Below are 23,389 nucleotides of genomic sequence, written 5' to 3' on the forward strand. Positions count from 1 at the left end.
GCTCCTTTTATAATCAATTATATCGGTTTGATATTATTTTCTTAGAATAAGAATAACATCCCTGTGCAATATAAAGAAACATTCTAAGAGAATATATTCCTTTTTGCAACACTAAAAGACAAAAATTAATTATATTCGACATTATGTAAATATATACACTATAATGTAAGGTTTTATGTTTATGAATATGAGTTAAACTTATATCATTTTGTATTTTCATTCAGTAGGGCGATAATTTCATACAAATAACTTGTGGCTCTATTTATTTTTAAAAATACCTCTTGACACCGAATCGAACTATATCGCATAATATAAAAAAATTAGATTGAAAATCGTTGAAGGGAATTAGTACATATGTCTTCTTGCGAAAGAGAGTGGAATTCACCGGCTGAAAGATTCCTCGTATAGAATATATCGAACCTATCCCTGAGTCTTAAATGAAAGTTTAGGCGTTCGCCTGCGTTATAGGCACCAAGTGGATATCTATGTATATCAATTAAGGTGGTACCGCGGAACAATGACCGTTTCGTCCTTTTTATTTTATTAAGGGCGAAGCGGTCATTTTTATTTTGCTCTTAAATACTTCAGTGCAGCATTGATGAGAATAGATATAGTTACAAAGTGAATGAAGTGTAATTTATAAAAAAACTTTGATTTTAGACTTGGGGGATAAAAAAGTGAAAAAACAACGAATTGTTGTAAAGATTGGGAGTAGTTCCTTGGCAGATAGTCATGGAGGCATCTCTACAGAACAGCTTTCAGATCACGTTGCCGCATTGGCTCGGTTGAAAGAAGATGGGCACGAGGTTGTGTTAATTACATCTGGAGCCGTCGCTGCAGGTTTTTCAGCGCTAGGATATCCTAGCAGACCTGTAACGATTAAAGGGAAACAGGCTGCAGCAGCTGTCGGACAAAGTTTGTTAATGCAGGCGTACACGGAGGAATTCCGTAAATATGGCATCGTTACTGCGCAACTTTTGCTGACGAGAAGTGATTTTTCTAGAAAAGAACAATATAGTAATGCTTACGCTACGTTAGGAGAATTATTAAACCGTTCCGCTCTTCCAATTATTAATGAAAATGATTCCATCTCTTTAGAGGAGCTAACGTTCGGTGATAATGATATGCTGTCAGCTTTAGTAAGCGGGCTTGTTTCGGCGGATATGCTTATGATCTTTACGGATGTGAACGGGTTATATGACAAAAATCCTCAGAAAAATGCGGATGCAAAAAAATATTATTTTCTTCCTGAAGTTACGGAAGAAATTTCTTCTCTTGCAGGAGATGCAGGCTCAAAACTTGGGACTGGCGGTATGAAATCAAAAATCGATGCTGCAAAGACAGCACTCTCTCTTGGTGTGAGTGTATTTATCGGAACAGGACGTGGACAGGAAAAGTTTGTAGATGTTTTGAAGGGTAAGGGTGATGGAACGTATGTTGGTAATGCTCCTCAAAAAGAAATGAAGATGAACAAGCAATGGATTGCCTTGCATTCGCTTGTTAGCGGACAAATTGAAGTAGATGCTGGGGCAGCTACTGCCATCATTCAGCATGGGAAGAGTTTACTTCCAGCTGGTGTTACGAATGTATCAGGATTTTTCCAAGTGGGTGAAGTTGTAGAGGTTGTAACGCAACAAGGGCGCGTAATAGGAAAAGGACAATGCACATATAGTGCAGAGGAACTAAGAGATGTAAAAGGTATGCAAAGCCAAGATATTCAAGTAAGAGGCGAGAGACATAGTTATGAAGTCATCCATAGGGATCATTGGGTTTCACTTTAAAAAGGAGGAAATAAAAATGAATGAAGTGTTAGCAAAGGGGATAAAAGCAAAAGAGGTTGCTAGAGAACTTGTGCTTAAAACTACAGATCAAAAAAATGAAGCACTTGCTGCAATTGCTAATCAGCTGATAGTAGAAACAGCTTATATTTTAGAAGAAAACAAACGGGATATTGAAGAAGGTAAGGAGAAAGGATTTTCTCATTCACTCCTTGATCGCCTTTTGCTGAATGAACAACGAATTGTTGATATGACAGAGGGTATTAAGCAGTTAATTGAATTACGTGATCCTATTGGAGAATGTGTAAGTGCATGGGAACGACCAAATGGACTATCTATTCAGGAGATGCGCGTACCACTTGGTGTTGTCGGAATGATTTATGAGGCAAGACCGAATGTAACTGTTGATGCTGCTACAATTTGTTTAAAAACAGGAAACGCAGTAATACTACGTGGTAGTTCTTCTGCTATACATTCTAACAAAGCTATCGTTAGCGTTATTCACCGGGCGCTTAAGCAAACTAGCTTGCCTTCAGAAAGTGTACAGCTCATAGAAGATACAACGAGAGATAGTGCAAAACAGTTGTTTACATTGAACGAGTACTTGGATGTTCTTATACCAAGAGGCGGTAAACAATTAATTGATACAGTAGTGAGAGAAGCGTCTGTTCCAGTACTTGAAACAGGTGCGGGAAATTGTCATATATTCATTGATGAAACAGCAGATAAACAAATGGCGTTTAATATTATTATAAACGCAAAAACGCAGCGTCCATCTGTATGTAATGCAATTGAGACGATTGTACTTCATGAGAATTGGGCAGAGCAATATGGTAGCGAGTTGTTTTCTTCCTTGAAGGAAAGAGGAGTGGAGCTACGTGGTGATAATAAAGCAGTGGCGATTGATCCTTCTATCTTACTTGCGACAGAAGAAGACTGGGAAACTGAGTTTTTATCTCTCACACTAGCAGTGAAAGTGGTTTCCACTGTTGAAGAAGCGATTCATCATATAAATACGTATGGATCTATGCATTCTGAAGCGATTATTACTGAAAACGAGGAAAACGTCAGCAAGTTTTTTACTTCTGTAGATGCCGCGGCACTTTATCATAATGCATCGACTCGTTTTACAGATGGATCCGAATTTGGATTCGGAGCGGAAATTGGTATCAGTACACAAAAGTTACACGTAAGAGGACCAATGGGGCTTCCAGCATTAACTTCTACAAAATATGTGATTCGTGGAAATGGGCAAATTCGAAAATAATAATAAAAGACACTCAATTGGCTTGGGTGTCTTTTATTATAAAAATTATTTACCATACAAATAGCCCAACGAGCATAGCACTTAATAAAGAAACAGCCATCCCGCTAACAAGAAGCTTCCAAACATTTTTACCGATGACTGATGATTTTTCTCCGCCAAATAATGAATTGTAAGTTCCGTAAATCATACCTACTGTACTAAAGTTAGCAAAAGAAGCTAGAAATGTCGTTGCAACCGCAACCGTATGCGGTTGTAACGACTTTAAGTTTGATTTTAAATCCATCATTGCAACAAATTCATTCGTCGTTATTTTGATCCCCATTAATTCAGCTACATACATAGCATCACTGCCTGATAAACCGAGTAAAAATGCAAAAGGACTAAAGATAATGGAGAAGATTTTTTGAATTGTTAACCCCGTTACAAAAAATCCTAAAATCCCATTTAAACATGCTGTTAAAGCTACATAACCAATTACCATAGCTAAAATAACGATAACCATATTCATCCCAACTAACATACTGTTTGAAATAGTAGAAAAGAAATCCTTTTTTTCATGTTTTGAAGGTGTGTAAACAACGTCTTCTTCTTTCGAAACTTCCACAGGATTTAATACATTGGCTAAAATTAATGCGTTAATACAATTTAATGGAATGGCACTGAAAATATATGTTGCTGGCACCATTGATAAATAAGCGCCAAGAATGGATCCGCTAACGCTACTCATACTCATAATTCCAAAAGTTAATAATCGATTTTCTTTTAACACAGATAATTGATCACGAACAACCGCAAGTGCTTCGGTGTTTCCTAAAAACATCATTTGAATCGAAAAGAAACTTTCTAACTTTGGTAAACGAGAAATCTTTGAAATAACTGCACCTACTTTATCAATAATCCAAGTTAAGATTCCGAAATAAGATAGAATATCGAAAAAAGTAATAACAAAAATGATAGGAAGTAACGCACTAAAGAAGAAATCAATGTGCTGACTTTCCATAGCTGAAGGAAATGCAAATCGAATACCTTCATTCGCACATGCTAGTAGCCAACTGAAAAATGACGCAATTTTATTAATGATAATACTGCCGAGCTTTGTGCCTAACATAAACCATGTAATAAAAAGCTCCAATAGGATGAGAATTACAATTGGTCTCCATTTTATATGTTTTTTATTAGGCGAACATAAGAAAACGATTAATATGACAACGAAAATCCCTAACATATTCAATATGAAATGCATGTCAACAACTCCTTGAGGCTTATTATTTGTATATAAAAAAGCATCTATTCTTCCAAATTTGGATTATGATTAGAAGTTATGAAGCATGTAAGTTATGTTAGGAATCAATGTATTTTAATTTGCTTTATTTTGAGCAATCGCAGTAATTATCGAACAATTAGTTGTTTTCAATTGTTTTGTTGGATATTAAACGTATGCGATTTTAAACATCGTTTATCCCGGATTAACGGGCAGTAAGACTTTTACCTCAAAATTCAGGGAAAGCAAAGAAGTGAAGTGGGGATGGGCTGCCCGCAAAATCCCGATTGGTAAGAGCTGATTAAAATTTCACTTTATAAATAAGAACGGTGAGTTGGCCATGAACCTTGAAGTTTCCGAAGCTGTATAATTTGTCCTGTATGATAAGCATCATGCAAAAGGATATTCATATATTGTTGCCAAACTGGTAGAGAAGGACTTAGTTGATCTAGTTCTGCTTCTTGAAGGGCGGTTAATGAAGATTGTAAGGCATCATGTACTTGAAGCGTTCGCTTTACTGTTTGTTGCCAAGCGTCATCATCATTAGGCTCACCTTGGATAAAGGTTTCATCATTATTTTGTGGAGCAACAAATGTATTATCTTCATGTAAGCGGGAAAGTAAGCGCTCTTTAAAAATTAATAAATGGTTCACATTTTCCCAAATCGTATTACTGGCAGCACCTTCTGGTTTCCAACATGCTTGTTCAGCAGTAAGATTTTTTAACGCTTCAGATATCGGTGGGTACCATTCTTCCTCGTAAAAAACTTGTTGGACTCCATTTTGCAACATTTCTTTTCTTCTCATTCTTATAGCCTCCTGCTCATTTTTCTTAATGAAATAATTTCTCTCTTCTCTTTAATAAACCTTCTCTATAGTTGAACAAGAGAGTGAAATACAACGTATAATTGAGCCATTAAAAAATCTCATTTTTAATATGATATTTAATAATCAAGGCTTTCATTGAGTCAGAATGAAAAGAGTATAAACCTTTTTTTGTTTGCTCATTGATTAAAGTTTTTTTAAAGTTGCAAAACGGTTCTAAAAATATAGAAGGTAAAATTCGATAAAAATAGAATATATTATATAGCAAACAAGGAGGGGATAAAAATGGAGGTCTATCACATAACGAGCAGAAAAAGGGAAACATACAACGTTCAGGTGAAATATTCGATACTTTTCGAATGTGCACTTGGCATTGCTGCGATTACTCATAAAAGGTTAATTGATACTCTTGAAAAGAGTCAAAATGAATGGGAAGAAATTAAGGAAGCATTAACAGAAGAAATGAGAGAACACTTACAGTTTGTAGAAGAACATAATACGTGGAAAGCATTACTCCAGTTATTGTATGAAGAGGATTTTCAAGATTTATCGCAGTTTAATTTTAAAATTGATTCATTTTCAGAAGAAGATTTGAAATTTATATGTTTACCGTTTTTAGGAGAGAAGTATGAAGAGAAAAGACGTTTAGCTGCAACGGGAGTTGTATGTGCAATACACGAACTAAAGGAACTAACAGATAATCATCAGTTTTTTTCTACTTATATTAGCTTTATATGTAATGTAGATGTACAAGTGCTGAAATCGCATTTAATCGCTGTTATGACAGGTTGGTATGAGAGTGTTATTAAAAGAGAGGAAGAACAAATACTTTCTATATTAAAACGAGATTATGAAGCGAAAAATGAAATGAATAAAAAGATGAAGCCGGAAGAGTTTGTCGAGTGGGCGACTGGCGGAGTGAACTATATGCCAGAGCCAAGTGTTCATCACGTACTTCTTATTCCGCAAATGACGTACAGACCGTGGAATATTGAAGCGGATATTGATGATACGAAAGTATTTCATTATCCAGTTGCGAATGAAAGCATTCATCCTGAAGATCCGTATGGACCGAATTATTTTTTAGTTCAAAAACATAAGGCTCTTGGGGATGAGGCGAGATTGCGAATTGTAAAAATGTTATTTGAAAAAGAACGTACATTACAGGAAATAACGGAAAGATTACAGCTTGGTAAATCGACTGTACACCATCATTTGAAATTGTTACGTGCAGCGAAGTTAGTTGATATACATGACGGAAAATATGTATTAAGAAAGAAAGCAGTACAGTCTTTAGCGAAAGAATTAGATATGTTTTTGAATAGATAATTAACAACGAGAATGTACATAAAGGGAGGAATATAAAAGAAAAGTTGGTGTGTGAAATTGAAAAATATATTGAAAAATCGTTCGTTCTTTTTTATGTGGATTGGTAGTGCAATCTCTGAATTAGGAGGGGCTTTCGGAACGTTATGTAATTCAATTCTAGTATATGAGTTAACAGGATCGGAAATGGCTTTAAGTAGTATGTGGCTATTATATTTCATCCCATCACTCATACTGCAATTAATAAGTGGCCCATTTATTGATAAATGGAGCCGGAAGTGGATTATGATTTTTTCACAATGGATACGGGCGTCCGTATTCTTATTACCTTTGGTGATGCTAGTTACAGGTAGTATAGAAGTTTGGCACATTTATGTTGTTCAAATTGTAGTGGGACTTATTACACCTCTTTATACACCTGCAAGTCAAGCAATTACACCGAGCATTGTAAGTCAAGGACAACTTCAAGACGCAAATGCGTATATTGATGGAATGACTCGTCTCATGATGTTTCTTGCGCCAGTATTAGGCGGAGTAGTCATTCATTTCATTGGAACAGAACTTACATTATCTTTCGTATATATTTGTCTATTTGTTAGTGGTGCTTTCTTACTTTATATAAAAGAAAAGAGAACTACAACAGATATACGAAAAACGTGGCTAGAACAATTTCTTCAAGGTTTTACATATTTTTTTACAAAGCCAATCATCGTTTGGCTCGGTATATTTCTTACTTTCGTGCAGTTTGGAGTAGGGGTAACGATGGTCACAAATCTTCCTTATATAAAAGACGAGCTGTTAGCGGGATATGCAGAGTACGGCTATTTTATGGCAGGTTTTCCACTTGGCTACGTAATTGGCTCAGTATTAGTCGGAAAAGTAACATATAAAAGCCGGCGTATACTTATGCTTGGGGGATTGTTTATAGGGGGACTCACATACATTTCGCTAGGGTTCAATCATAGTATTATCATTGCAATACTAATTGAAGTAATAGCAGGGATTTGTATTGCATTTTTCAATGTTCATAACACAACAATATGCCAACAAATCGTCCCAAATAATATGATAGGACAAGTATTTTCAGTGCGTTTATTTTTCATACGATCCGCTATGCCATTAGGTGTGTTAGTAGGGGGAATATTGAGTGAAATGTGGGGAGTAAGAGCGCTATATGTAATTATCGGTGCAATTATATGTGTTACATCTTTAATAGGGATGTTACTTCCATATTTCAAATTTTTAGATGAGGCGATAGAAAAGAAATCAGCATAATTCAAAAAATTAAAACTTTACAATTGAAAATAATTATCATAATCAATTATAATAGAAGAATACTAGTATTCGTATAACAAAGAGGGAGTGGAATATATGTTTATCGAAACGAAAACATTTACAGTAAAAGAAGGTACATCAAATATAGTTGTAGAACGTTTCACTGGAGAAGGTATTATTGAAAAATTTGAAGGCTTCATCGATTTAAGTGTTCTCGTGAAAAAAGTAAGACGCGGCGACGAAGAAGTTGTCGTAATGATTCGCTGGGAATCGGAAGAAGCATGGAAAAACTGGGAAACAAGTGAAGAACACTTAGCTGGACATAGAGCGGGCCGTGGTAAACCAAAACCAGATCATATTATTAATGTGGATCATGCGGTTTATTATGTGAAATCATCGAAATCAGCTTATCAACAGTTGTAATATACAAGCAGAGGATACATGTTGTAGAAGCAAACATGTATCCTCTTTTTTATTACTGGGGGGATGGGAATGATAGGAAATCTTTCATTCATTTAAAAAACGTTCTAGGCTATAGAAAAAAATATTAGACTTATAAAGCATAGTCTTAGACGGAACGCTTGAATATTTTCCCTTACATATTTAAGTGTTATGAAAAAAATGAATCCATATACCCTCAGTTTAAAAGGAGATGAGTACATGAAGCTGAATCATTTAAATTTATGTGTTGATGATTTATCGGAAGCGAGACATTTCTTTGAAACATTTTTTGATTTTCAATTTTTGGAGCAAAAAGGGAAAGCACTTGTAGTCATGAGTGATGAGAGTGGTTTTATACTTGTACTAAGTGATCCAAAAGCATTTAAAGGGAATAAGGAAGTTACGTATCCGGAAGCTTTTCATATTGGTTTTTTAGTGGATACATCAAGTGAAGTGGATCAAGCATATAATCGTTTAGTAGCCGGCGGCATTGAAATAGACAAGGAACCTTATTCGATGAGAGGTTGTAGTTATGGTTTTTATTTTACAGTATTTAATGGCTTATTAATTGAAGTGTCTTGTCTTGATTATAGAGAAGATAAGAAAGTTTCAAAGCTTAATAGTAATCATCAAGAGTAATCATTTGAAGGTGTATAAATTTAAATATGTATCATATTAGAAGACGGATTAAGAAAGTTTCACTGTAAAGTAAAAAAGACAGACTAATAAATAGTCTGTCTTTTTTACTTTAATTCTTCACATCATCATAAAGTTCAAGTGCCTCTTTCACATTCAATCCATTTTTTACAATGCCATGTATTGCTTGAATCATCGCAGCTGGATGCTCGGATTGCCATATGTTTCGGCCCATGTCTACTCCAATTGCGCCTTCTTGTAGCGCATTGTACGTAATGTTTAATGCGTCTTCAATTGAATCTAGTTTTGGGCCGCCCGCGATGACGACTGGGGCAGGGCATGTGCTCGTTATTTTTTCGAATCCTTCGCAGTAATACGTTTTAATAATATCAGCACCCATTTCAACACATACGCGGGAAGCAAGTGCTAGAAAGCGAGCTTCACGTTTTTGTAATTCTTTTGCGACTGCGGTAATGCCGAGTACAGGTAGGCCGTAATCGTGAGCTTCAGAGACTACATTTGCGAGATTCGAAACAGTTTGTGTTTCATAGTCTGATCCGACAAAAACAGAAACGCCAACGCCAATTGCGTTTTGCTTCACTGCTTCTTTCACAGGTGTAACAATTGTTTCATTCGCTAAATCTTTACCGACGACAGTAGCGCCGCCAGATACACGCATAACCATCGGTGTGCTGCAGTTTTCAGGAATGCAGGAGCTAAGTACACCGCGCGTTAAAAAGAGGGAGTCTGTATAAGGAAGTAAGTTTTTTACTGTTTCAAGTGGTTGTTCTAGCCCGTGAATTGGTCCTAAGAAATAACCATGATCTATTGCTAACATAACCGCTCTACCATCAGGTAAAATTGTATTTAATCGATTTTTAAATCCCCAAGTCATTCCAAATCACTCCTTCGTTAATGTTGGATTTTCCGTTTGTACTGTATCTTTATTTGGTAAATGTGGTGACTTTATAAAAACAGCTTTAAAAGGTTTGTCAGAATGGTTAATTAGATAGTGAGATTCATGAGGGCGAACTTGCAGGACATCACCTTGTTTAATCGGAACTCTTTCGTTATTTACATAGAAGTCTATTTCACCTTCTAACGCATAAAAAACTTCTTCACACGTCGTATGGTAATGGTTTTGAAACTCTTGCCCAGGCTGAATGACAACAAGACCTAGATCAATATTCGGGCCTTGTATTAAATATTTCGGCCCGTTATCACCGAAGCGATAGGAGAAATCATTTTCATTCGCTTTTAACATACAGTTCACTCCTTTATGTAAATGAGTTACAGTGCACCAGGTGCAATCCACATATGTGTTGTAAGTCCTTTATCAGCTAAAGCGAGCTGATTGCTATACACGGTTTTCCATGTTTCATAGAATTCTTTGTATAGCTCGTGATTTTCAGTGATTGGTTCAAATGTATTTTCCCACTGTACAAATTGTTCGGCAGTCTCTTCCATAGATGTATATATTCCAGCGCCAACTCCAGCAGCAATTGCAGTTCCTAAAGCAGCTGCTTCTTTCACAACGGGTACTTTTATAGGAATACCGAGTACGTCTGATAGAATTTGTGGCCATAGTTTTCCTTTAGCGGCACCGCCAGCAAAAACGACTTCAGAAGGGAATGTACCAGTAAGATTTTCAATTAGTTTTAAGTTTCCAAGTGTAACGAAGGCGGCATTTTCTTCAATAGCACGGAACATTTCCTTTTTTCCGCATTTGTCAGCATCTAAACTTAAATTTAAGAATGAAGGTGCGGCATGACGCCAAGAAATGTAGTTCATAACGTTTGAAAAAGTAGGGATAATACCATATGAACCGACAGGTACGTCTTTCGCTTGTTCTTCTAATAATTCATAAGCATCTACACCGAGTTTGTCAGCAAGTTTCTTTTCCTCTTGGCAAAAAGCGTCTCGAAACCAACGCATAACGAGGCCAGGGAAAAAGGCAATCGTTTCATATTGCCAAAGGTTCGGAACGACGTGACAATTTACTCGAATTGCAGCATTTGGATCCGTTGTTGACTCTGTAATATTCACTTCCTGTTGCCAAAAGCTGCCGCCGCATATTAAAGTTTGATTTGGTTTTACGATTCCTGTTCCGAGCGATGCCATTTGAGCATCACCGCCGCCAGCGACGACAGGAATCCCTTCAAGTAAACCAGTTAGTGCTGCACACTCTTTTGTAACATTACCAATCACAGTGCCAGCTTCATTTACTTTTGGTGAAAATTGTAAAGATATACCACACTCTTTAGCGACATCGTTATCCCAATTCCTATTTTGTAAATCAAAGATTCCGGACGTACAACCGTTGGAAGGGTCGATTTGCAGTACGCCGCTTAATTTATACAAAATCCAATCATTTAACATTGTAAAGGAGTGAATATTGCTATAGACGTCTGGTTCATGTTTTTTAATCCAAAGTAGACGTGGTAAAGCACCCAATGAAAAAGTTTGCCCAGATTTTCTGTATAAATCTTTTTCAAGATGTGAGCGGATTTCTTTTAGCTCACTAACTTCAGCGGATGCACGGCCATCAACATTTGCACATGCCCATATTTCTTGCCCATGTTTATCATATAAAACAAAACCTTCTCGCATACTTGTAGCGCTAATAGCAAGAATAGAAGAGGCAGGGGTATTGCTTTTTTGAAGAACCTCTTTCGTACATTCTTGTACTAGCTTCCAATTTTCTATTACATCAAAGTTCATAGAGCCTGGATAACGAGGGTCAGATTTGTGAATCCATTCTTTTTGACTTACTGCAGTTTGATTCCCATGTAAGTCAAAAAGAACTGCTCGAATGCTTCCTGTACCAGCATCGAAAGCTAATAAATTGGACATTAACAATCACCATCCTTTCGTAATAAGGAGAGGGCAGTTTCCTCATCGGTAATTAATGTATGAATAAACTTTCCTTTTAAGGCACCATAAATTGCATCTATCTTTTCTATACCTCCAGCAACACCGACGACATGATTCATATTGCGCAAAATAGAGAGAGGCGTGCCAATTAGACGATTATGATGCGAGAGCTCTAATAACTCACCATTCGTATTATAAAACTGTCCTAAAATATCGCCCGCCCCGTTTTGACTTCGAATATATGTCATTTCACGTAGCGTTAATTTTTCTTCTTTTACAATTGTAGCGTCTTGAGATAACCCGCCAATACCGACAACTGCTGTATGTGCAAGTGAAGCGACATGAAGCATATCTTTCACACTTGGTTCTGATAAAATACTTCGTGCCATTTCAGTAGAAGATGCTAGAAAAGGAGTAGGAATAATATGAAGATCACCTTGCATGTAGTGTAAATAGTTTTGTTTTCTTGGGAGATAGTGGTTTACTCCGCCTGTTAGCGTTACGAATGAAAGATTAATAGAACTTTCAAAATGAATGTTTTCTAGCATTTTACTTATCGTTTCACCCCAGCCGATGCCGAGTAAATCACCTTGTTGGAGATGAGTCTCTAAATATTGTGCAGCGGCTTTTCCGAGAGAAGTAGCATAATTGTTTATTGGAGTAGGGATAATGAAAGCATCTTTTAAGTGGAACTTTTTCATTAAGTCACGTTCAATGCTCAAGCAATGCAAACCGGTTCCTTTTACGTGAAATGTAACGATGCCTTCACTGCGTGCCTTATCTAATAACCGGACGACTTTATTTCTTGAAATATGAAGAAGTGCAGCAATCTCTTGTTGTGTTAATTGATCTTTATAATAGTACCAGGCTACTTTAGTTAATAAATTTTCTTCAAAGTTCAGCTGTGACATACTCTTCATCCCTTTCAACAATTGACCAATGCTTAAACATATGTGTCACATATTTTGTTTATTCCAGTTGAAACGATTAATAGTACATTGAAAAAAGTGTTCTAGATATGAAAAAAGGAATATACAATGCTACAAAACAAGTAGAACAAATAATCATTTTCTCAAAAAATGTTCTGGATAAAGGCAGGTGACATCATGTGGAGAACGTACCTTTACTTATTATCATATTAGATAGCGTCATGAAGAGGTGGAAAGCAGAAAGGAGGATGAATCTATGAAGTATGTATATAGATGGGAAGGGGTTCTAATTGTATTACTTCTTGTAGAATTCATCCTTTTTAGTTTAATAAATAGTGATTTCTTAAATATTAGTAATCTCCTTTTTAGTACAAATGATTTTCTATTCATAGCAATCGCGGCAATTCCAATGACTTTCGTTATTGTAACAGGAGGAATTGACGTATCTGTAGGATCAATTATGGGGCTAACCTCGATTTTAATTGGTGTGTTTTGGATGAATGGAATTCATATTTTACTAGCAGTAATAATGGCACTTATAGTCAGTTGCTTAGCAGGAGCTTTAAATGGACTCATTATAAAAATGACAGATGTAGAACCACTAGTCGTTACACTCGGAACGATGTTTTTATACGGAGGAATTGCGCTTGTCGTTTCAGGAGGGGCGGGTGCTTCTGGATATGAAGGGATAAGCGGTTTACCTGATACTTATGTACAACTAGCAAATGGTAGTTTTATAGGAATACCCAATTTATTATGGCTACTTATTTCATTAACAATTGTATGCACGATTTTGTTTCACCGAACGATATATGGGCGCCACGTACAATTAACAGGCGCGAATGAAAATGCAGCAAAATACACCGGGATTAAGACGAAGAAAGTAGTAATCATTGCTTACATACTTTCTGGGTTAGGAGGTGGATTAGGAGGAGCTTTCTTAACTGCATATTTCGGTTCTGCACGTGCTGATATAGGAAGCGAAACAATATTACCAATCATTACAGCAGTCGTCTTAGGCGGTACACTTATTACAGGCGGAAAAGGAAGCATTATCGGTACTGTACTGGCGAGTATTTTCATTGGGCTCATGCAGTATGGCTTGCAAATGGCGGGTTTAACAAATGAACAATCCAATGTAGTAATAGGTATTATCCTTATTCTTTCAGTTATTATGAGACATTTCAAATTACATCAATTTTTAGCGGGGAAAAGACAGAGTTTGCATAAGGGGGAAATGTCATGAAGAGAAAACTAGGGATTGTATTGATTGTATGTATTTGTTTAATCGGTTTAATTGCGTGTTCTAGCCAAACGGCAGATAAGAAAAAGGCTGATGATGTGAAATTTGCATTTATTCCGAAATTAACAGGAGTTGGTTTCTTCACATCGGGAGGTGAAGGAGCAAAGGAGATGGGAGAGAAGCTAGGCGTACAAGTGAAATATGATGGGCCGTCTGAAGCGAGTGTATCAGGGCAAGTAAAGTATATAAATAATTTTATTAACCAAAACTATGATGCACTTATGGTTTCCTCTACATCAGTTGATGGTTTATCGCAATCACTACAACGTGCTAAGAAAAAAGGAATGACCGTCTTAACGTGGGATTCTGATGTGAATCCGAAAGATCGTTCTTTTTATATAAGCCAAGGAACACCAGACCAACTTGCTAACTTATTAATAGAAATGACTTCTAAGCAAATTGGAGATAAAGGAAAAGTAGCATTCTTTTATTCTAGCCCGACAGTAACGGATCAAAACCAATGGGTAACGAAAGCGAAAGAAATTATTAAAAAGAAATATCCGAACTGGGAAATTGTAACGACGCAGTACGGTGAAAATAATGCACAAAAATCTTTAACCGTAGGGGAGAACATATTAAAAACGTATCCAGATATTAACGCAGTTATTTGTCCAGATGCAACAGCACTCCCAGCAATGGCGCAGGCAGCTGAAAACTTAAAAATGGATAAAAAAGTAGTGGTAACTGGATTTTCTACACCGAACGTTATGCGTGATTATGTAAAACGAGGAACAGTACAACAATTTGGTTTATGGGATGTAAAACAACAAGGTGCTCTCGCAACGTATGTAGCAAATGAAATTGTTGTAAAAGGGAAGAAGTTAAAAGTAGGGGATAGCTTCGAAGTAAAAGGAATTGGAAAAGTGAAAGTAGAGCCAAACTCCATTCAAGGATATGATTATGAGGCAGAAGGGAACGGAATTATCGTATTACCAGAACGAGTTGTATTTACGAAAGATAATATTGATAAGTATAATTTTTAGTAGACAAAAAAACGTCCGAATATATCGGACGTTTTTTTATTTCTGCATTAATTATGAACAGTTTCTTTTTCGTTTAATCCAAGTGTACGACCAGTAGAAGTGTGAAGATCTTGGAACAATCTTGGATTTTCAGTTAGTGAAATGCCATATGAAGGAATCATTTCTTTTATTTTTTCTTCCCATTCTACCATGCGGCTTGGGAAACATTTTTCTAATACTTCAAGCATGACGTGAACAGCAGTAGAAGCACCTGGTGATGCGCCTAGTAATGCGGCGATTGAGCCGTCAGCTGCACTTACTACTTCTGTACCAAATTGAAGTGTTCCTTTACCGCCAGCATCAGTATCTTTAATTACTTGTACACGTTGTCCAGCAACTACAATATCCCAATCTTCACCTTTCGCGTTCGGAATGAATTCGCGTAATTCTTCCATACGTTTTTCATGTGATAACATAACTTGCTGAATTAAGTATTTTGTAAGTCCCATTTCTTTTACACCAGCGGCTAACATCGTTAAGACGTTATTCGGTTTTACAGAACCGATTAAGTCAAGATTTGAGCCAGTTTTTAAGAATTTAGGTGAGAAGCCTGCGAATGGTCCAAACAGTAAAGCTTTTTTATTGTCTATATATCTCGTATCTAGATGAGGTACAGACATTGGCGGAGCGCCAACTTTAGCTTTACCGTACACTTTCGCATGATGCTGCTCTACAACTTTTTGGTTTTTACATACCATAAATAGTCCACTTACTGGGAAGCCACCGATATGCTTTGATTCAGGGATACCAGTCTTTTGGAGTAGAGGTAGGCTACCGCCACCGCCGCCAATAAAGACGAATTTAGCAGTATGATGCTCAATTTTACCACTATTCATATCGTGTACTTTTACTTCCCACAAACCATTTTTCGTGCGCTTAATATTTTCGACACTATGCTTGTAGTTTAGCTCGACATTTTTTGTTTTTAAGTAATCAAACAACATACGTGTTAATGCACCGAAGTTAACATCTGTTCCAGAGTCAATCTTCGTTGCCGCCATCGGTTCATTAGATGTGCGACCTTCCATAATGAGTGGAAGCCATTTTTTTAATGTTTCAGGAGCATCAGAAAATTCCATTCCTTGAAACAGTGGATTTTTTGAAAGCGCTTCAAAACGGTTTTTTAGAAACTCAACATTTTTTTCCCCTTGTACTAAACTCATATGAGGTAGTGGCATAATAAAATCTTGTGGATTACGAATTAATTTGCTCTTTACAAGATATGCCCAAAATTGTCTTGAAAGCTGGAATTGCTCATTCACTTTTACAGCCTTACTAATATCTATAGATCCGTCAGCTTTTTCGGAAGTATAGTTCAGTTCGCATAGCGCAGAATGCCCTGTACCTGCATTATTCCATTCGTTAGAGCTTTCTTCCCCGGCACTTGCGAGTTTTTCAAAAACTTTAATTTCCCATTCTGGTGCTAATTCTTTTAGTAATGAGCCTAATGTTGCACTCATAATTCCTGCACCAATTAAGATAACGTCTGTTTTTTGCTGCATGTTGCTCATGATAATCTCTCCATCCCCTATATTGGCAAAAAAGTGTAGGTGTTTTCTATGTCTAAGCCGTAAAAGAGAAACACCGCCTAGGCCCCACCTAGGTGTATACCTTTTTTGTCTCAATTATATAACCATCTCATACTCTATTATAATAATTAATAGACTAAAATATCTAGTGTTATCTGATAATTTTAAACTATTTAACGTTTTATTCGCTAAAAATCTTATTTAACAAGCTCTTTTAAGGTGGTAAATAGAAAAAAATTACAGTTTGAAATTATCTCGAAAAAGCTTACGTATCCTTAAGTGACTAAATCGAGTACCTTTTTATGGGATTATTCTTTCCGTAATGGTAAGATTATTCTGAAAAATAAAAAGGAGGGACTCTAATGTGTACAAAAGAACAAATTTCAAACTTATTTCGAAACTTTTCAATAAAGGAATGTAAAGGGTCAAGTGATTTATATGAATATTTATCAATGAAAATTGCTGAAGATGAGGAAGTACTTACACTATCGTCCTATGCTCAGGTAGGTCAACCAGTCCCAAACTTACTATTAGGTGCAGTACATTATTTATTGCTAGCAGGGAAAGAACATCATTTAAAAACGTATTATAGTAGTTTAGTTGAAAATGCTGATACAAATTTAGATAAAGCTTTTAATCATTTTAAAGATTTCTGTAAAGAGTACCGAGAAGAAATCATTACTTTGTTACAAACGAAACTCGTTCAAACAAATGAAGTAAGACGGTGCGCATACTTATACCCAAGTTTCTGCTACATATTTAACAAAGTGAAGAAGCCGTTAGCGTTAATTGAAATTGGGACAAGTTCTGGGTTGCAACTGTTCTGGGACCAATATCGTTATTCGTACGGGACGGATGAAATGTACGGAAATATAGATTCAAATGTGCATGTAACTTCTGAAATAAGAGGGGAGAATGTGCCGCATTTTCTAAAAGAAAGCCCATCTGTCGTAGAAAGAATCGGACTGGACTTACATGTGAATGATTTACATAATGAGGAAGATTATTTATGGTTACGTGCTTTAATTTGGCCAGAGCATAAAGAAAGGTTTGAGATGTTTGATCAAGCTGCATCTTTAGTGAAAAATGAATCTGTCCAATTAATAGAAGGAGACGGTGTAGAGCTATTATCATCTATTATTGAACAAATAAGTGAAGAAGCTGTTATTTGTATTTTCCATACACACGTCGCAAATCAAATACAAGAACAAGTAAAACATAAGTTAGAAAAACAAATACAAGAAATTGGCGCAAAACGTGATGTATTCCACCTGTATAACAACATGTGGGATCGTGACCTTCATATTGATTATTATATTAACGGAAACGAATATCGTGAAACGGTTGGAGAAACAGAAGGGCATGGGAGATGGTTTAGCTGGAAGATTGGAAATGAGACGCTTATTTAGATTAATAGGGGCGCCCTCACTTGTAAAAGAAGGGACCATAGGCTCAAGCATTGACTAAATGGTTAAGGAATAAATGTATTAGTAACATTCAAAAAATGCTTCGGAGAAATCCTAAGCATTTTTTGAATTACATTTAAACCCCATAATGGATCATGTACTTCTGTTCTGCTGTAGCTTGTACAATTTTTGAAGCTAACTCATTCAGCTCATCAGATTTTCTGAAGAACTTTGAAGATGTAACTGTTTCATAGAGAATTGCTAAAGATTCAGGAGGGATAATTGTAATACCACAATAAGCTAAACCGTATTCCTGATTTTTGACTGTATGAAAGTAAGTTTTCATAATTGATAAATTTTGATTTAAACTACTGATAATATCATCATTAACAGAAATACAATGATATTTCTCTGGTGTATAATCATTGTAACTTTTTTGAGAATTAAATTCGTCAATTATTCCAAAATCATGGACACATGCCATCATTATCATCCTTTCAACTTTAATAAAGTGAGTTCTATTAAAGCAAAATGGTCATTTTGTTTACGTGTAATAGAAATGATTATGTAGTTCATTAGTATAGTACTTCATAAAATATCTTCGTTTCTTCTTCGTGAAGACAGTTTACTTATCGATAAACGCATCAGGAGCCCAAGTGGCGATTTCATTCCCAGGTGCAGCGACTACAAGCCATTGCTCACATAGGACACCAGCTTGCCAACATTCATAATAATCATGAAAACCATTTAAAAAAATAATTTGTCCACTATCTAATGTAATAATTAAATGAGGGCTTTCTAAGCCAAGTTGTATATCGGTAACTTTTTGTCTTCTTATCTTAAATATTCTTTCATATTCTTCTTCCTCAGAATAAACTTCAAATTCATCTTCATTTAATGGGTATCTTTTTTGAGGTTTATTAAATAAACACCATTTTGATTCGATATTGATATATAATTGCTCGTCATAATCAACGGAGTCGTGAAAGTTTGTAAATTGAATCTTTATAGCGCCTGAAGAAATACCAAATTGTAATCCATCAACTTGTGATCCGATAAAGAGATTTTTTAACACTTTTTCAGCGTAAATTTTATCCTCTGTATTCATTCTTGAATTCCTCCTTTTCATAAAAATATACCTTATATTTTTATTGTAATAAATAAATTTTCATGTAAAATGAACCTTTTGTGAAAAACGAGCGAATATAGTGTGAAGGATCATGAGAGGAGAACGGAGCTTTGGATGAAGTACAATTAAAAGAATGGCTATATAAACGAAAGTATGTTGTCCAAAAAAGAGTTTGAGAAAGTGTTACTTTGGATTGTTGAATAGATATTTAGTAAAAGAATTAACCAATAATTATATTATGTAAACTTTATTTATAAAACACCCATTTAAAAAATGGATGTTTTATATTTTAATATATTAGGTGGAATATATAGTTTAAAAAAGCGGAATACTTTGCGGAAAGTTAAAAACATTTTTCGGATCATATTTCGCTTTTACTTCCATTACTCGGTCAAAGTTGCAACTGAAGTATGCATCTGGCCAATTTTTAATGGATAGGTCAGGCGTATTAACGTAGACACCTTTTGTAAATGGAAGCATCGCTAAGCGGAAGTCTTCAACCCATCGAATACTTCCAGCGGCACCTTCTGGTTGCTTCCAAGTAGCGAATATTGACATGTTTGATAGCGCTTTTCGGTAAAAGTAAGCAGTTGCCTCATTTGGCACCTCAGCAACAGCACCGCCTAATCCGTGGAAAAATACGGAGGTGGTGGAAAAGGGAGGTGCATTATTAATAAAGTGATCGATAATGGATAATCCTTCTTCTGGTAATAGTTCATATACATATGGACCAACACTTTTAAATGGTAAAGGTGTTGCAGGTTGCTTTTCAGCTATTTTCGCTGCTGCTTCTGCCCATGGTATTTCTTCGATAGTTACTTGCATTGGTGAACCAGCTTCTAGTAATGGCTGTAGTAGCGACTGCAATTCTTGTACAGAACCGAGAAATACACCTTGCATTAATAATGATGGTTCTAATTCTGCAGACATAAAAAGAGTAGTTGTAAATCGTTTATTAGCGCAAGGTAGCGTATATTCTTGCCAAGAGGTTAATACAGGTTTTAAATCTGATATCCCCCAGCTTATTTCTGCAAATCCTACCGTATTAATTTTATGTGTTCGAAACTTAAACGAAGTACATATTCCAAAGTTACCACCACCAGCACCGCGCGAAGCCCAATAGAGATCGTAGTTACACTTGGCGTTAGCGCGTATTATACAACCATTCGCGTCTACCATTTCTAATTCAAGTAAATGATCGAGAGTTAATCCAAACGGACGAGAGAGAATACTATGTCCGCCACCTAAAGTAACACCTGCAATCCCGGGAGTAGGACAAACACCACTCGGCACAACTAACCCTTCAGCTGCAAGTGTTTCAATTAAAGAAATATTTCTCCATCCAGTCCCGATAGTTACAGTTCCATTATTGTGATCTATTTCTAATTGTTTCATTTCACTTACATCAATTACAAGACCAGCATTACTGACGGATAATGCCTCATAATTATGACGTCCAGAGCGCATGCGTATAGGAACGTTATGTAGCCTTGACCAGCGAACAGCGTTTACTACATCCTGCGTATTTTGAGCAAAAACAATGATTAACGGAAATTTGTTGAAGAATGTATTGAATTCTTCACGCGCTGAATTATAATCAGGATCATTAGGTGTAACGATACGACCAGTAAGTTCAATTTTTTGATTATTCATTTCAGTCATCTCTCCTTGACGTGAAATATTTATAATGTGGAAATACAGAACATAAAGAAGAACTGACAATACTTTATAAGTAAATGAATAAAGGAAAAGGATTATTCCAATAAAGAAAAAGGCAGTGCTACATAAGTAGCGCTGCCTTTTTGGAATTATATGTATGTGCTCAAAATTTCCCCAGGTAATCCATCAATCTCACAAACTTTCTCCGATGTAAAACCTACACTTAGTAAAATTTTGCGAGAAGGGATATTATTCGGATCGATAATTGCTTTTAGTACGTTTACATCTGTTTGCTTCGCTATTAAAGCTAGTTGTTAATTTTTGATTATATACGTACATACAATATGTAATTAAGTGAATGACCGTCATAGTAATTACAGAAAAGGGTGAATACAGCATATGAATCAATTTGAGCAAATGATGTACGTTGGTGTCATCATGTCTATTGTACTATCTGTAATGATTTTAGGGTCCTTATATTATAATCCTCGACTATCGTTAACTGATTATCCGAAAGATATTCAAAAAGTAGTTTTTCCAAAATCGATTCATGAAAAAAAGCAAAGCATTTATTTTAATATTGTATATAATACTATTCTTTTCGGTAGTCCTTTCGTTTCTACATATATACTACATAAGCATGAAAAGTTAATGTATATGGATGCCTATTTACACACTTTTGGTATTTTAATGATTTTCAATTTAGTAGATTTACTTATAATTGATTTGCTAATTTTTTGCTGGATTACTCCAAGGTTTGTTGTGATTCCTAGTACGGAAGGTATGAAAGGATATAAAGATTATAAGTTTCATTTAAGAGGGGCTATTGTTGCTACTCAAATTTTAGCAATCGTAAGTTTATTTTTGGCGGGAATTGCCACAACTATTTAGTGTGAAGAAGGGTATGGAGCTTTTATAAAAGATAAGGAGATTTATAATATATAGAATTAGAAATGAGAATTTGATAGTATTGGAGTAAGGAGTTTTAATAACAGTATATTAAACAATATTAATATACTGTTGCAAATGTTTTGATATTATGTAAAATTATACAATTTTACGGAGGCATTTGATAAAATTCAAAAAATTTAATGGAGGTTAATATGAAAAAAGTAATTGGCGCAGCAACAGCAACTGTTTTTGGATTGGGGGCGTTTACCACAACTGCTACCGCAGAAACAATTGTAACAGCAGATGTACTTAACGTACGTGAAAAACCGACTACAGAATCAAAAGTTGTCGAAAAAGTAAAGAATGGGCAAGAGTTAAAAGTCATAAATACCGAAGATGGCTGGTCAAAAATTGAGTTGAATGGTAAAGAAGTGTTTGTAAGTTCGGAGTTTACAAAAGATGTATATCATGTAACGGCGAATTTGTTAAATGTACGCACTGAAGCAAACACGGATTCAGAAATTCTTGGCAGACTAAAAAAAGATGATGTAATTGAATCAACGCATCAAGTAAAAGACGGATGGCTGCAATTTGAGTATAAAGGAAAAACTGCTTATGCAAACGTTTCTTTCCTATCAAGTACAGCACCAACTGAAAAGAAAACTGAAGAGAAAACGAAGCAAGTAGCGAAAGTACAAAAATCAGTTAAAGAAAAGAAAGAAGTAAAGACGCAGAAAGTAGCAAAAGCGAAAGAAACAACGAAAGCACAAGAAATAGTAAAGCCTAAAGAAGAGGTAAAAGTCAAAGAAGAAGTAAAAGTTAAAAAAGAAGAGAAAGCGCAAGAAATAGTAAAGCCTAAAGAAGAGGTAAAAGTCAAAGAAGAAGTAAAAGTTAAAGAAGAACCGAAAGTGCAAGAAATAGTAAAGCCTAAAGAAGAAGCAAAAGTCAAAGAAGAAGTAAAAGCGCAAGAAATAGTAAAGCCTAAAGAAGAGGAAAAAGTCAAAGAAGAACCGAAAGCGCAAGAAATAGTAAAGCCTAAAGAAGAGGCAAAAGTCAAAGAAGAACCGAAAGCGCAAGAAATAGTAAAAGCTAAAGAAGAAGAAAAAGCAAGAGAAATAGCAAAAGCTAAAGAAGAAGAAAAAGCAAGAGAAATAGCAAAAGCTAAAGAAGAAGAGAAGGCAAGAGAAATAGCAAAAGCTAAAGAAGAAGAGAAGGCAAGAGAAATAGCAAAAGCTAAAGAAGAAGAAAAAGCAAGAGAAATAGCAAAAGCTAAAGAAGAAGAGAAGGCAAGAGAAATAGCAAAAACTAAAGAAGAAGAAAAAGCAAGAGAAATAGCAAAAGCTAAAGAAGAAGAGAAGGCAAGAGAAATAGCAAAAACTAAAGAAGAAGAGAGAGCGAAAGAAGCATCTAAAAACAACATACAGTCTGCTAAACGTGAATTAACGGTAGTAGCGACAGCGTATACTGCTGATCCAAGTGAAAATGGTACATATGGTGGACGCGTTTTAACTGCGATGGGGCATGATTTAACGGTAAATCCGAATATGAGAATTATCGCAGTTGACCCGAAAGTAATCCCATTAGGATCTAAAGTATGGGTAGAAGGTTATGGAGAAGCTATCGCTGGTGATACTGGAAGTGCAATTAAAGGTAATCGTATTGATGTTTTAATGGGTTCAAAAAGTAAAGCTATGAATTGGGGAAGACAAACTGTTAAAGTGAAAATTTTATAGTAACAATAATTATCCAAATAGAAGTCAGTTCTCTTTATTGAGGCTGGCTTTTATTTTTTTAGTAGAAGGATAATAGGATTTTTAAATGGCTTATTACTAAACCTGT

At 35.7% G+C, this 23,389-nt stretch carries 21 protein-coding genes, 1 pseudogene and 1 other annotated feature; of the genes and pseudogenes, 11 read left to right on the forward strand and 11 right to left on the reverse strand.

Going from position 1 to position 23,389, the window contains the following annotated elements; genetic code table 11:
• The first annotated feature begins 326 nt into the window (after positions 1 to 326).
• Positions 327 to 537, forward strand: a binding site (T-box leader).
• A gap of 140 nt (positions 538 to 677) precedes the next feature.
• Both proB and B9A45_RS14700 read left to right on the forward strand, forming a co-directional pair.
• A complete protein-coding gene (gene proB / locus B9A45_RS14695) occupies positions 678 to 1,781 on the forward strand; it encodes a glutamate 5-kinase (RefSeq protein WP_000744736.1) in 1,104 nt (367 codons plus the stop codon).
• Between the two features lie 16 nt (positions 1,782 to 1,797).
• Positions 1,798 to 3,045: a glutamate-5-semialdehyde dehydrogenase gene (locus tag B9A45_RS14700; protein WP_001006620.1), complete on the forward strand. Its 1,248-nt coding sequence runs from the start codon at positions 1,798 to 1,800 to the stop codon at positions 3,043 to 3,045.
• A gap of 49 nt (positions 3,046 to 3,094) precedes the next feature.
• Here B9A45_RS14700 and B9A45_RS14705 read toward each other — a convergent pair whose 3' ends face one another.
• Together B9A45_RS14705 and B9A45_RS14710 are read right to left on the reverse strand one after the other, a co-directional pair.
• The gene (locus tag B9A45_RS14705; RefSeq protein ID WP_000545484.1) at positions 3,095 to 4,288 is read right to left on the reverse strand and encodes a NupC/NupG family nucleoside CNT transporter; all 1,194 of its coding nucleotides are present in this window, start codon (positions 4,286 to 4,288) and stop codon (positions 3,095 to 3,097) included.
• A gap of 332 nt (positions 4,289 to 4,620) precedes the next feature.
• Positions 4,621 to 5,112, reverse strand: coding sequence for a DinB family protein (locus tag B9A45_RS14710; RefSeq protein ID WP_053514283.1), 492 nt, complete (start codon positions 5,110 to 5,112; stop codon positions 4,621 to 4,623).
• A gap of 303 nt (positions 5,113 to 5,415) precedes the next feature.
• Between B9A45_RS14710 and B9A45_RS14715 the strand changes: the two genes are divergently transcribed.
• From B9A45_RS14715 to B9A45_RS14730, 4 genes are all read left to right on the forward strand, one after another.
• Complete coding sequence (locus B9A45_RS14715) at positions 5,416 to 6,459, forward strand: ArsR/SmtB family transcription factor (RefSeq protein ID WP_000454543.1); 1,044 nt, start codon at positions 5,416 to 5,418, stop codon at positions 6,457 to 6,459.
• A 51-nt stretch (positions 6,460 to 6,510) separates the two neighbouring features.
• On the forward strand, positions 6,511 to 7,731 hold the full coding sequence (locus B9A45_RS14720; protein WP_084064195.1) for an MFS transporter: 1,221 nt from the start codon (positions 6,511 to 6,513) through the stop codon (positions 7,729 to 7,731).
• 96 nt (positions 7,732 to 7,827) lie between these two features.
• A complete protein-coding gene (hmoA, locus tag B9A45_RS14725; protein WP_000469497.1) occupies positions 7,828 to 8,154 on the forward strand; it encodes a heme-degrading monooxygenase HmoA in 327 nt (108 codons plus the stop codon).
• Positions 8,155 to 8,391: 237 nt separating this feature from the next.
• Positions 8,392 to 8,811, forward strand: a complete 420-nt coding sequence (locus B9A45_RS14730; protein ID WP_053514284.1) for a VOC family protein — start codon at positions 8,392 to 8,394, stop codon at positions 8,809 to 8,811.
• A 109-nt stretch (positions 8,812 to 8,920) separates the two neighbouring features.
• Here B9A45_RS14730 and lsrF read toward each other — a convergent pair whose 3' ends face one another.
• Genes lsrF through B9A45_RS14750 form a run of 4 tightly spaced genes read right to left on the reverse strand, consistent with a single transcriptional unit; the run spans position 8,921 to position 12,593 of the window.
• Positions 8,921 to 9,703, reverse strand: coding sequence for a 3-hydroxy-5-phosphonooxypentane-2,4-dione thiolase (gene lsrF, locus B9A45_RS14735; protein ID WP_000219772.1), 783 nt, complete (start codon positions 9,701 to 9,703; stop codon positions 8,921 to 8,923).
• 6 nt (positions 9,704 to 9,709) lie between these two features.
• A complete protein-coding gene (locus B9A45_RS14740; RefSeq protein ID WP_000909986.1) occupies positions 9,710 to 10,072 on the reverse strand; it encodes a cupin domain-containing protein in 363 nt (120 codons plus the stop codon).
• Between the two features lie 26 nt (positions 10,073 to 10,098).
• Positions 10,099 to 11,661, reverse strand: coding sequence for an autoinducer-2 kinase (gene lsrK, locus B9A45_RS14745; protein ID WP_142263061.1), 1,563 nt, complete (start codon positions 11,659 to 11,661; stop codon positions 10,099 to 10,101).
• A complete protein-coding gene (locus tag B9A45_RS14750) occupies positions 11,661 to 12,593 on the reverse strand; it encodes a sugar-binding transcriptional regulator (protein ID WP_053514286.1) in 933 nt (310 codons plus the stop codon). Before B9A45_RS14750 ends, lsrK begins: the two co-directional genes overlap by 1 nt.
• 274 nt (positions 12,594 to 12,867) lie before the next feature.
• On the opposite strand from B9A45_RS14750, the gene B9A45_RS14755 reads away from it, so the two are divergent.
• Both B9A45_RS14755 and lsrB read left to right on the forward strand, forming a co-directional pair.
• A complete protein-coding gene (locus tag B9A45_RS14755; RefSeq protein WP_053514288.1) occupies positions 12,868 to 13,857 on the forward strand; it encodes an ABC transporter permease in 990 nt (329 codons plus the stop codon).
• Entirely contained in the window at positions 13,854 to 14,897 is a 1,044-nt protein-coding gene (gene lsrB / locus B9A45_RS14760) for an autoinducer 2 ABC transporter substrate-binding protein LsrB (protein WP_084064197.1), read from the forward strand. The genes B9A45_RS14755 and lsrB overlap by 4 nt, the downstream gene beginning before the upstream one ends.
• Before the next feature lie 47 nt (positions 14,898 to 14,944).
• On the opposite strand, the gene B9A45_RS14765 is transcribed toward lsrB, so the two are convergent.
• Positions 14,945 to 16,447 (reverse strand): malate:quinone oxidoreductase, encoded by a 1,503-nt coding sequence (locus B9A45_RS14765; RefSeq protein WP_084064198.1) that lies wholly within the window; start codon positions 16,445 to 16,447, stop codon positions 14,945 to 14,947.
• 380 nt (positions 16,448 to 16,827) lie between these two features.
• On the opposite strand from B9A45_RS14765, the gene B9A45_RS14770 reads away from it, so the two are divergent.
• Positions 16,828 to 17,874: a DUF2332 domain-containing protein gene (locus B9A45_RS14770; protein ID WP_000337436.1), complete on the forward strand. Its 1,047-nt coding sequence runs from the start codon at positions 16,828 to 16,830 to the stop codon at positions 17,872 to 17,874.
• Positions 17,875 to 18,007: 133 nt separating this feature from the next.
• Here B9A45_RS14770 and B9A45_RS14775 read toward each other — a convergent pair whose 3' ends face one another.
• From B9A45_RS14775 to B9A45_RS14790, 4 genes and pseudogenes are all read right to left on the reverse strand, one after another.
• Positions 18,008 to 18,358 (reverse strand): hypothetical protein, encoded by a 351-nt coding sequence (locus B9A45_RS14775; protein ID WP_053514290.1) that lies wholly within the window; start codon positions 18,356 to 18,358, stop codon positions 18,008 to 18,010.
• 138 nt (positions 18,359 to 18,496) lie between these two features.
• Positions 18,497 to 18,979 carry a hypothetical protein gene (locus B9A45_RS14780; protein WP_048567554.1) on the reverse strand — a complete coding sequence of 161 codons (483 nt, stop codon included), beginning with the start codon at positions 18,977 to 18,979 and terminating at the stop codon, positions 18,497 to 18,499.
• A 336-nt stretch (positions 18,980 to 19,315) separates the two neighbouring features.
• Positions 19,316 to 20,653, reverse strand: a complete 1,338-nt coding sequence (locus tag B9A45_RS14785; RefSeq protein WP_053514291.1) for an FAD-binding oxidoreductase — start codon at positions 20,651 to 20,653, stop codon at positions 19,316 to 19,318.
• Between the two features lie 155 nt (positions 20,654 to 20,808).
• Positions 20,809 to 20,961, reverse strand: a pseudogene (locus B9A45_RS14790) (N-acetyltransferase); the annotation flags it as partial.
• Between the two features lie 97 nt (positions 20,962 to 21,058).
• Between B9A45_RS14790 and B9A45_RS14795 the strand changes: the two are divergent.
• On the forward strand, positions 21,059 to 21,550 hold the full coding sequence (locus B9A45_RS14795) for a hypothetical protein (protein ID WP_001071232.1): 492 nt from the start codon (positions 21,059 to 21,061) through the stop codon (positions 21,548 to 21,550).
• A 212-nt stretch (positions 21,551 to 21,762) separates the two neighbouring features.
• On the forward strand, positions 21,763 to 23,283 hold the full coding sequence (gene entB, locus B9A45_RS14800) for a cell wall-binding protein EntB (RefSeq protein WP_142263062.1): 1,521 nt from the start codon (positions 21,763 to 21,765) through the stop codon (positions 23,281 to 23,283).
• Positions 23,284 to 23,389: the final 106 nt, after the last annotated feature.

The organism is Bacillus sp. JKS001846, from assembly GCF_900176455.1.
In the GTDB taxonomy this organism is placed as follows: Bacteria; Bacillota; Bacilli; order Bacillales; family Bacillaceae_G; genus Bacillus_A; species Bacillus_A cereus.